At 69.0% G+C, this 7,667-nt stretch carries 8 protein-coding genes, 1 tRNA gene and 2 pseudogenes; 3 read left to right on the top strand and 8 right to left on the bottom strand.

The genetic code is table 11. From position 1 onward, the window contains the following. Positions 1-143: pseudogene (locus EAO72_RS42855) on the top strand (RIFT barrel domain-containing protein); the annotation flags it as partial. Positions 144-562: 419 nt separating this feature from the next. Here the strand turns inward: EAO72_RS42855 and EAO72_RS06855 are convergent. From EAO72_RS06855 to EAO72_RS06835, 5 genes are all read right to left on the bottom strand, one after another. Further along, positions 563-1,426: a carbohydrate ABC transporter permease gene (locus EAO72_RS06855; protein ID WP_148016274.1), complete on the bottom strand. Its 864-nt coding sequence runs from the start codon at positions 1,424-1,426 to the stop codon at positions 563-565. Then, positions 1,423-2,412 carry a carbohydrate ABC transporter permease gene (locus EAO72_RS06850; RefSeq protein ID WP_410090093.1) on the bottom strand — a complete coding sequence of 330 codons (990 nt, stop codon included), beginning with the start codon at positions 2,410-2,412 and terminating at the stop codon, positions 1,423-1,425. Before EAO72_RS06850 ends, EAO72_RS06855 begins: the two co-directional genes overlap by 4 nt. Positions 2,413-2,425: 13 nt before the next feature. Continuing rightward, positions 2,426-3,709 (bottom strand): ABC transporter substrate-binding protein, encoded by a 1,284-nt coding sequence (locus EAO72_RS06845; RefSeq protein WP_148016273.1) that lies wholly within the window; start codon positions 3,707-3,709, stop codon positions 2,426-2,428. Positions 3,710-3,885: 176 nt separating this feature from the next. Then, a tRNA-Val gene (locus EAO72_RS06840) sits at positions 3,886-3,957 on the bottom strand. 54 nt (positions 3,958-4,011) lie between these two features. Continuing rightward, a complete protein-coding gene (locus tag EAO72_RS06835) occupies positions 4,012-4,503 on the bottom strand; it encodes a TIGR02611 family protein (RefSeq protein ID WP_148016272.1) in 492 nt (163 codons plus the stop codon). A gap of 190 nt (positions 4,504-4,693) precedes the next feature. Here EAO72_RS06835 and EAO72_RS06830 point away from each other — a divergent pair, with 190 nt between their 5' ends. Both EAO72_RS06830 and EAO72_RS06825 read left to right on the top strand, forming a co-directional pair. Further along, on the top strand, positions 4,694-5,107 hold the full coding sequence (locus EAO72_RS06830) for an SsgA family sporulation/cell division regulator (RefSeq protein WP_003959770.1): 414 nt from the start codon (positions 4,694-4,696) through the stop codon (positions 5,105-5,107). A 340-nt stretch (positions 5,108-5,447) separates the two neighbouring features. Continuing rightward, a complete protein-coding gene (locus EAO72_RS06825; RefSeq protein ID WP_148016271.1) occupies positions 5,448-6,023 on the top strand; it encodes a CGNR zinc finger domain-containing protein in 576 nt (191 codons plus the stop codon). A gap of 4 nt (positions 6,024-6,027) precedes the next feature. Here EAO72_RS06825 and EAO72_RS41805 read toward each other — a convergent pair whose 3' ends face one another. The 3 genes and pseudogenes from EAO72_RS41805 to EAO72_RS06815 form a co-directional block, all read right to left on the bottom strand. Further along, on the bottom strand, positions 6,028-6,183 hold the full coding sequence (locus tag EAO72_RS41805; protein ID WP_164494018.1) for a hypothetical protein: 156 nt from the start codon (positions 6,181-6,183) through the stop codon (positions 6,028-6,030). Positions 6,184-6,396: 213 nt separating this feature from the next. Continuing rightward, positions 6,397-7,368 carry an acetylxylan esterase gene (locus EAO72_RS06820; protein WP_148016461.1) on the bottom strand — a complete coding sequence of 324 codons (972 nt, stop codon included), beginning with the start codon at positions 7,366-7,368 and terminating at the stop codon, positions 6,397-6,399. A gap of 138 nt (positions 7,369-7,506) precedes the next feature. Beyond that, positions 7,507-7,667, bottom strand: a pseudogene (locus tag EAO72_RS06815) (acetylxylan esterase); the annotation flags it as partial.

The raw sequence follows: 7,667 nt of genomic DNA, 5'->3' as shown, positions 1-7,667 counted from the left end.
GCGTCCCCTGGGCCAAGGGTCGCTACCCGGCCGACCAGAAGTTCGCCCTCGCCACCGCCGACGGCAAGGACATCCCCGTCCAGACCTGGGCCACCGCCAAATGGCCCGACGGCTCCCTGAAGTGGACCGCCCGCGCGGTGGCCGTCCAGGGTGTGCCGGGGTGCCAGGCGGCGGCCGTACGCAGTCCCCAGACGGCCACGGCCGGCAGTCCGAGCAGGCTCACGGCGATGAGCGGACGGCCGCCCGGGAGCAGACCCGACCGGGCGACCTGCCAGTCGAAGGCGAGCAGCGCGAGCGCCGCCCACCACAGCAGGGAGATCCGCCAGCCGCTGCGGAACGCCTCCCGTACGTCGGCGGCGAACTCCCGCATCCCGCCCGTCTCCCCGGCCAGGTAGCGGCGCAGGTGCCGGCTCCCCGCGGCGAAGGCCGCGGGGAACGTGACGAGCGGCAGGGCGGCGACGGTGATCCACACGCCGGTGAGCAGGCATTCGGAGAAGACGCTGAATCGCTCCCGGACGAAGGAGGTCCTGGGCGCGGCGGGGGATTTCGTCGCCACTGGTGCTCAGCCCTTCAGGCCGGAGGTGGCCATGCCGTCGATGAGGTAGCGCTGGAAGGCCAGGAAGAAGGCGAGGACCGGCAGCAGGGCCACCAGTGACATCGCGATCATGCCGCCGTAGTCGGCGACGGCGTCCTGGTCGATGAACATCCGCAGCCCCATGGAGACGGTGTACTTGTCCGGCTCGTTGAGGTAGAGCAGAGGGCCCATGAAGTCGTTCCAGGCCTGGATGAAGGTGAAGATGGCGCTGGTGATGAGCGCGGGCCGGCACAGCGGCATCACGATCGACCAGTAGATCCGCAGGTGCCCGCAGCCGTCCAGCCGCGCGGCCTCGTCGAGTTCCTTGGGCAGCCCGCGCATGAACTGGACCATGAGGAAGACGAAGAACGCGTCGGTGGCGAGGTACTTGCCGATCAGCAGCGGAGTGAAGGTGTTGATCAGCTCCAGCTTCTGGAACATCACGTACTGCGGAATGATCAGTACGTGATACGGGAGCAGCAGTGTCCCGATCATGATGGCGAACATCGCGTTGCGCCCGGCGAAGCGGACCTTGGTGAAGGCGTAGGCCGTGAGCGAGCAGGAGATGACGACACCGATCACGGAACCGACCGAGATGTAGGCCGAGTTCAGGAAGAACTTCCAGATCGGGATGTCGGCGATGCCGTCGGCGAGCCGCCGGTAGTTGTCGGTGATCGGGTCGGTCGGCAGGAGGTTCAGCGCGCCGACGATGTCCTCGCTCGGCTTGAACGAGGCGCCGATCGTCCACACGACCGGGTAGAGGACCACCGCGAGGATGGCGAGGGCGCCGAGGTGCCAGGCGAGGGAGCCGGGGAGCCGGCGTCGTACGGCGGTGGTGTCCATCGGGGTCATCGGCCCCCCTCCTCGTAGTGCACCCAGCGCTTCTGGGACCAGAACAGCACGGCGGTGACCAGGCCCACGGCGACGAGCAGCAGCCATGCCATGGCGGAGGCGAAGCCCATGCGGCTGTTCGCGAAGCCCTGGTCGTACAGGTAACAGGTGTAGACGAGCGTCGCGTCGGCCGGGCCGCAGCTGCCGTTGCTGACGATGTAGGCCGATCCGAAGATCTGGAAGGAGTGGATCGTCTCCAGCAGGACGTTGAAGAACAGCACCGGCGAGATCATCGGCAGGGTGATGCTCCAGAACTTTCGCCAGGCACTGGCCCCGTCCACGTTCGCCGCTTCGTACAGCTCCCTGGGGACCTGCTTGAGACCGGCCAGGAAGATCACCATCGGGGCGCCGAACTGCCAGACCGTGAGGCCCACCAGCGCGTAGATGATCATGTTCGGATCGCCGATCCAGCCGCCCGCGTCGATGCCGAACAGCTGCTGTCCCCGGTCGACGACGGCGTCGTCGGAGAACAGGGCGCGCCAGACGATGGCGGCCGAGACGCTCGCGCCGATCAGCGACGGCGCGTAGAACGCGGCCCGGTAGAAGGACTGGCCCCAGCGCTTCTGGGCCAGCAGCATGGCCACGGCGAGCGCGGCGGCCAGCTTGATCGGGGTGCCGATCACCACGTACCAGGAGGTCACCTTGACCGACTGGCGCCAGCGGGGGTCGGCGAACATGTCGGTGAAGTTCTTCAGGCCGACCCACTTCGGGGCGTCGAACAGGTTGTAGTCGGTGAACGCGAGGTACAGCGAGAAGACCATGGGCCCGGCGATCAGGAACAGGAAGCCCGCGATCCAGGGCGACATGAAGAGATAGCCGGTCAGATTCTCGCGGTGGCCCCGCGGTCGCGGAGCAGGGCGGGTCGTGCGTCCCGGGCCGCTCCGCTCCACGGCGGCGAGGTCCTTGTCGAGGACCGGGCCGCTCGTGGAGGTCTGGATGTGAGTCACCGCGTCATTCCTCTCAGTTCGAGGCGAGGGCGGTCTTCGCCTCGGAGAAGAACTGCTTGACGGAGTCCTCCGGCGAGGCCTTGCCCAGGGACATGTCGCCGGCGATGCGCAGGAACGCCGCCTCGACGACGTCGGCACCGGCCGGGTGCGGGGTGATGGGCTCCAGCACACCGGCCTTGGCGATCTCGGTCTCGTAGGCGCCGATCGCCTTGCTCGGGGCGTCGGTGGGCTGGAAGGCCTCGAACTGCGCGGTGGTGGCGGGGACTCCGCGGTCGTAGCCCATGATGCGGGCGACCGCGGGGTCGTGGGTCATGAAGCTGATGAAGGTGGCGACCTCGGCGGGGTGCTTGGTGCGGGCCGTGCCGCTCAGCATCAGCGAGCCGAGGTACTGGCCGGTCTTCTTGCCGTCGGTGGTCGGGATGGGCGCGAGGCTGTAGCTGCTCTTGCCTTCCGCGCTGTAGCGGACGGAGAAGTTGTCCCAGGTGAACTCACCGGCCGACAGGCCCTTGGCGAGCGCGGAGGCGGGCTTGATCTGCTCGACCTTCTGCTGGTCGGCGTAGATGCCGGCCTTGACCCGGGCGAGCGCCTCGGTCCAGTAGGGCAGCAGTTCGTTCTCGCCGAAGCCCATGCCCTCCTCGGTGAAGAAGGCCTTGCCGTTCTGCCGCAGCACCAGGTCGTACAGGTACATGACTCCGTGGGGACCGGAGTCGCCGGCTATGCCCTGGCCGGACTTGATCTTCCGCAGGCCCGCGTACCAGTCGTCCCAGGTCCAGCCGAGGCTGTGGTCGACGCCCGCCTTCTCGAAGACCTTCTCGTCGATGACGAGGGACATCGAGTTGCTGCCGACCGGGACGCCGAGCAGCTTGCCGTCGATCTCGGCGAACTTCTCAAGGCCGGCCCGGAAGCCCTCCAGCTGGAGGTTGCCCTTCTTCGCCTGCGGGTTGAGGTCGAGCAGGACGTTCTTCGCCTCGTACTTGCGCAGGAACGTCACCGCGTTCTGTATGACGTCCGGCGGGTTGCCGCCGGCGGCCTGGGTGTTGAACTTCTTCCAGAAGTCCGGGTACTGCTGGAAGTCCGTCTTCACCTTGATCTTCGGGTGCTTCTTCTCGAAGAGCTTGACGCACTCCTGGACCTTCTTCGCCCGGTCGTCGGCGCCCCACCAGGCGTGCCGGATGGTGACCGGCCCGTTCGAGCCGCCGCCCGAGCCGCAGCCGGCCGCGGTCAGCCCGAGACCGGCAGCCGAGAAGCCCGCGAGCTTCAGCATCTGCCGCCGGTCCATGCCCTGGTTCCGAGACATAGTTCGCCCCTACGCTTGATTGAATCGTTTTAGAAAGCGCTTGCCGGGTCAAAGTAAGGAGCGGCACCGGCGACGTCAATGGCTGGGACGAAAATCGATCGAAGCGCTTGAACGGGACACCCGGAAATGCCGACGGCCCGGAAGCTTCTGGAAGCTTCCGGGCCGTCGGTCCGGGGTGGGCGATACTGGGTTCGAACCAGTGACCTCTTCGGTGTGAACGAAGCGCTCTCCCACTGAGCTAATCGCCCGGGCGCACGCCAAACATTACCCCATGTCAGCGGCGTTCCCCGACCATCCCCAGGTCACTCGTCGATCTTCCACGGCATGACGATTCCGAACTTCCACACATAGATCCCCACCAGCACCGCGATGATCACGAGCCCCACCGCCGTGAGGGCGATGTTCCGCCGCCGCACCTTGGGGTCGAGCGCGCGCTGGGCGGCCTCGGTGACCTTCCGGCGCGTCCAGCGCAGCACCAGCTGAGCCCAGACGAACTCGGTCGCCCAGATCGCCATACCGCCGAAGATCACCAGCCAGCCGGGGCCGGGCAGCGGCAGCATCACGATGCCCGCCGCCACGACCGCCAGGCCGACCACGAACACACCGACCTGCCAGCTCAGGTGCAGGGTCCTGGACGCCTTGATGAACCCGGGCGCCCGGGATCCGAGCTCCCGGTCCTCCTTGGCCACACCCTCCGTGACGTCCCCCGTCACGCTCGCGCGCTCTTCCCCCGCCGCGGGCGCCGGATCCGCCGGTGCGGCAGCCCCGTCCCGCTCGTCACTCTCCGCATTCATGGGGGTCAACCTACCCGAACGCTTCTCGTCACCGGAATGGCCGCATGACTCAAAGTTACACACCCCTGTACGAGCTACCTGAAGGATCACAAAACGGTCAGAGGGGTTTACAACGCCACCGTAGGTGGCATGTCGATTTCGCCGACGTGCGAATCCCCGAGCGCACACTGAGCGAAAGGCCCTGGCGCTTATGAACACCACGGTCAGCTGCGAGCTGCACCTGCGCCTCGTTGTGTCGAGCGAGTCCTCACTGCCTGTACCCGCGGGCCTGCGGTATGACACGGCCGATCCGTATGCCGTGCACGCCACCTTCCACACCGGAGCGGAGGAGACGGTCGAGTGGGTTTTCGCCCGTGACCTCCTTGCCGAGGGGCTGCACAGGCCCACCGGCACCGGAGACGTCCGCGTCTGGCCATCCCGAAGTCACGGCCAGGGCGTCGTCTGCATCGCACTGAGTTCTCCAGAGGGCGAAGCCCTGCTGGAGGCCCCCGCGCGGGCCCTGGAGTCGTTCCTGAAAAGGACCGACGCCGCGGTTCCGCCCGGGACCGAGCATCGTCACTTCGATCTCGATACGGAGCTCTCACACATCCTGGCCGAGAGCTGAGCCAGGCCGAGAGCCGCACGGTGCCGTCCGACTCGGGGAGACGGCGCCGCGCGGACAACCTCATACGGCTGACACCGGCGCCATCCTCACGGAATCCACCGTGGGGGCGGCGCCGGTCCGCGTTCTCCCGCCTCTGGCGCACCCTCGGCACCCTCGCGAGGTCCGTCAGGGCCTTCACGCGCCGTCCAGGCGCTTGTCCGTGCCGTCGAGGCCCATGGGGCCGCCAGGCCTTCCTCGCGGGCCTCACGGGCCCCTCGCGCCCCGGCGCACCGGGGGTGAGCCAGTAGAGTCAGCCGGCATCGGCGGGTGTCCGGTCCCGCCGGAGCCAGGGAGCGGAAGCGTGCTGATCCCCCACGACACCCGGATCGCCCTCGAAGTGGTGGTCGATCTGGTGAACACCGCGCCGGAGAGCGGGCAGCCCGAGGGCGGCGAGCCGCCCGACGGGCTCGCCGACACCGAGTCGCTGTACGCGTTCGCCGGACGCCACCGGGTGAGCGGGGTGAAGGAACTCGACGAGAAGGACCTGCGCGCCGTCCACGACGTGCGGGCGCGGTTCGCCGAGGTCTTCGCCGCCGCCGACGCACAGGTCGCCGCCTCGCTCGTCAACACGCTGGTGGCCGCCGCGGGCACCACGCCGCAGCTCAGCAACCACGACGGCTACGACTGGCACGTGCACTACTTCGCACCGGACGCCTCGCTCGCCGACCACCTGGCGGCCGACTGCGGGATGGCCCTCGCCTTCATCATCGTGGCGGGCGAGACGGAACGGCTGCGGCGCTGCGAGGCGCCGGACTGCCGACAGGCCTTCGTCGACCTCTCGCGCAACCGTTCCCGCCGCTACTGCTCCAGCCGTACGTGCGGTAACCGCTTGCACGTGGCCGCGTACCGGGCGCGCCGCAGGGAAGCGGCCGGCTGACGGCTCACAGCACGAAGAGATCGTGCAACGCGGCCATCAGCAGCAGGCCGCCGATCACCGTGAGGAAGATCATCAGAGGGGGCTGGGAAAGCGCGAAGAGGCAGCCACGCGGCTCTTCGGCTGGGGGTGCGGGGGCATCGCCCCGGGAGGTGTCCACCATCTCGGGACGATCATGACGCAGAGGGACCCCGGTTGGCGATCAACACACCTTTTCGTGACGGGAGTTCACCCCTGACACGGTGGGCCGAATCGCTCCGGCGTCCGATCACCCGTCAGGCTTTCGGAGTTCCGCTCCCTCGTGGGGCTTGCGGGACTCCGCCACCCCGCCGGGCGGTCGGAGCTCCGCTCCCCCGCTTCCCCGGGCCGTACCCGGTCAGCCCAGGTCGCGCAGCATCCGCAGCTGCGCGGCGCGGTGGACCGAGGTGCCGCCCTCGTGGCCGTTCCAGGGGTACACCTCGATCGCCTTGGGACCGGCCCAGTTGTTGTAGGCGGCGAAGACCGTGGACGGCGGGCAGATGGGGTCCATCAGGGCCACCGAGTACAGGGCCGGCATCTCCGCCCGGGCCGCGAAGCTGATTCCGTCGAAGTAGGAGAGGGTCCGGAACACCTGCTCGGCGTGGCCGTGCTGGGTGGCCAGGAAGCGCACGATCTCCTGGTACGGGTCCTTGTCGGTGATCTCGACGGCCCGCCGGTAGTGCGTCAGGAACGGTACGTCGACGAGCGCGGCCTTGACGTGGGGGCTGAGCCCCGCGACGGCCTGGGCGATGCCGCCGCCCTGGCTGCCGCCGTGCACGACGATCCGGTCCGGGTCGACGGACGGGTGGGCGCGGGCCACCTCGACGGCGCGCACGGCGTCGGTGAACACCCGACGGTAGTAGTAGTCGTCCGGGTCGAGGATGCCGCGGGTCATGAAGCCCGGCGACTGCGGTCCGGCGCCACCGTGCGGGTCGGCGGTGGAGCCCGCCGAGTGACTGTTGACGGCGCCCTGGCCGCGGGTGTCCACGACCAGGGTGGCCCAGCCGGCGGCGGGCCAGACCAGGTGGTCGAGAGGCAGTCCGCGCCCGCCGCCGTAGCCGAGGTAGTGCACGACGGCGGGCAGCGGGCCCTCGGCTCCGGCGGGCAGGTTCAGCCAGGCGCGTATGCGGTGGCCGCCCCAGCCGGCGAACGACACGTCGTGGACCTCGACGTTGCTCAACGCGGCGTCGTAGGACATGAATTCGGCATCCAGCGGGTGCTCGGCGGCCTCGTCCAGGGTGCGGCGCCAGAAGGCGTCGAAGTCGTCCGGCTCGCCGGACTCCGGCCGGTAGGCGCGGAGTTGGTCCAGGGGGAGGTCGAACAGGGACACGGCGTCCAGACCGAGTTCCCCCGCCACCTCGATCAGCAGGGGCTCGCCGGCGCGGTCGAGCTCGGCGGTGCGGGCGAGCACCGCCTCGATGTACGGCCAGGCCCTGCCCTGCGCCGCGGCCTCCTCGGCGGCCTGCGCGGCGGCGAAGACCGTGGACGGCGGGCAGATGGGGTCCATCAGGGCCACCGAGTACAGGGCCGGCATCTCCGCCCGGGCCGCGAAGCTGATTCCGTCGAAGTAGGAGAGGGTCCGGAACACCTGCTCGGCGTGGCCGTGCTGGGTGGCCAGGAAGCGCACGA

It is taken from the genome of Streptomyces sp. OR43, from assembly GCF_008042275.1.
Lineage (GTDB): Bacteria > Actinomycetota > Actinomycetes > Streptomycetales > Streptomycetaceae > Streptomyces.
Note: the sequence above shows the minus strand (reverse complement) of the source record. Positions and strands in the feature narration are given on the sequence as shown.

Coding starts and splice junctions, on each gene's coding strand:
- EAO72_RS06830 (WP_003959770.1), top strand. CDS start 4,694: ATGAACACCACGGTCAGCTGCGAGCTGCACCTGCGCCTCGTTGTGTCG.
- EAO72_RS06855 (WP_148016274.1), bottom strand. CDS start 1,426: ATGACCCCGATGGACACCACCGCCGTACGACGCCGGCTCCCCGGCTCC.
- EAO72_RS06845 (WP_148016273.1), bottom strand. CDS start 3,709: ATGTCTCGGAACCAGGGCATGGACCGGCGGCAGATGCTGAAGCTCGCG.
- EAO72_RS06835 (WP_148016272.1), bottom strand. CDS start 4,503: ATGAATGCGGAGAGTGACGAGCGGGACGGGGCTGCCGCACCGGCGGAT.
- EAO72_RS41805 (WP_164494018.1), bottom strand. CDS start 6,183: ATGGTGGACACCTCCCGGGGCGATGCCCCCGCACCCCCAGCCGAAGAG.